This window comes from Microbulbifer rhizosphaerae (assembly GCF_014191725.1).
In the GTDB taxonomy this organism is placed as follows: domain Bacteria; phylum Pseudomonadota; class Gammaproteobacteria; order Pseudomonadales; family Cellvibrionaceae; genus Microbulbifer; species Microbulbifer rhizosphaerae.
Map to the genome: position 1 here is coordinate 1 of NZ_JACHWZ010000067.1, position 1,621 is coordinate 1,621.

1 protein-coding gene is annotated in these 1,621 nt (G+C 56.4%); it reads right to left on the bottom strand.

Annotated features, from left to right (window positions below):
* Nucleotides 1-33: 33 nt before the first annotated feature.
* Nucleotides 34-1,410, bottom strand: a complete 1,377-nt coding sequence (locus FHS09_RS22455) for an IS1380 family transposase (RefSeq protein ID WP_183464137.1) — start codon at nucleotides 1,408-1,410, stop codon at nucleotides 34-36.
* Between the last annotated feature and the right edge of the window lie 211 nt (nucleotides 1,411-1,621).

A 1,621-nucleotide genomic window follows, 5' to 3' on the forward strand; every position in this document is an offset into this window, starting at 1 on the left:
CCCAATCATTGCATAAATTTCACTGATTTTTGATCAAGCCGCATGTTTCAAACGATCCAAATAATGCAACAGCTCGGATTTGACAGCGGGGTTGGCGCTCATCGTCAACGTCAATTGCCCTTGCGGCCTGGTCAGGCGCCCTGCGCGCAGAATCAACTTGCGTCGCAAGGTGCCGAGTTGTTCAAACTGCCACAGCGGCGCGCGACGCTCGGTCGTATTACGCGCTTTGGGCAGACACTGCATCTGCATTTCTCGATTCAGATTGTGCGCCAGCACCGCGGCGAGCACGTAGACTTGGTTGCCGGCCAACTTTCGCGTCGGCACGTAGTCCATCTGGGTTTGCGATTTCAACTCGGCGAACACACCCTCCTGTGCACCGCGACCGCTGTGGTAGGTCAGCACTTTTTTGGCCGACACCCGCTTGTTGGTGATGATCACCTTGAAGTCGTAGCCGTATTCGTAGGGAATGAAGAGATTCAGCTGCACCGGCTCCTTGTACTGCACCCGGTTGCGCTGTCGGATGCAGACAAATCGGTGGCGCCGGTGCCAGCTCTGCGGTTTCCAATCCGTCTCGAAGAAGCTCCAGCGCTCATTCAGGCTGCGCCAGCGCTTGCGGTTCTCGATCAAGTCTTTGAGGGCAACGAAGCGCTCGAAGGGCACGCTGATCGTGAACTCTACGCCCAGTGCTTCCAACATGCCAACGATGGCGTCGCTAAAGAAGGCGCTGTCCATACGCACTTCGACGATGCAACGCGGTCGTACCGCTCGGACTTCCCGGATACAGGCTTCGATGAAGGCCTGCGCACCGTTGCTGTCGTGCACGTTGCCCGGACGATGCCAGACGTCAAGTACCTGGCCAGTCTGGGCGACGGTGCAGAACAGCGGGTAGTAGCTGCGCTGGCCTTTCTTCTTGCGATTGAAGCCCACCGCACTGCCTTCGGCAAAGCGCCCAGTGGCAATAACCGAGCCATCGAAGTCCAACGTGATGCGCGACAGGCACAATGCTTGCAGCCGCCCCAGCACCAGTTGTCGATTGACGTCTCGCAACTGCTCGACGCTGCGCCCGTCCATCCCGGCCAGCGTGCGACTCACTGTGGCGACATCCGGCAGGCGAGAGACGCCGAGCAGACGTTTTACCAGTGGATCGTCCTGGTAGTAACGCATGTCCTGCAACCGGCGATGGCCGAGCAGTAAGTGGACAATCAACAGCATGGTTACCACCCCGTGGCCAAAGATTGGACTGACGGTGAGGTGGCGGAAACAACGCGTCAGCAGCTCCTTCAGTCCCAGGTTGGCGAACAACGATTGAAACAGTACCAGTCCGGCATAGGATGTCAGTTTTTGATCTTCGAACTTGAGAGCGGGAAGGGCGTGGGTTTTACGATGGACGGCAGCTTTGCTAAACTTCACGCAAACGGTCTCCTTTGGTTTTGTTGTCTGGTGTGGTGCCGACAATCTTACCAAACGCGAGGCCGTTTTTTATGCGTGAGTTCCATGATTTTCCGGTGTCTCTGGATCTCACTATCGGTGAATTCCAGTGACACTGATGGAGTCCGTGATCGAGCCTGTAAAACAAGGCGTTTCATGACTGAGATCCGATTAATTTATGCAACTACCGGGT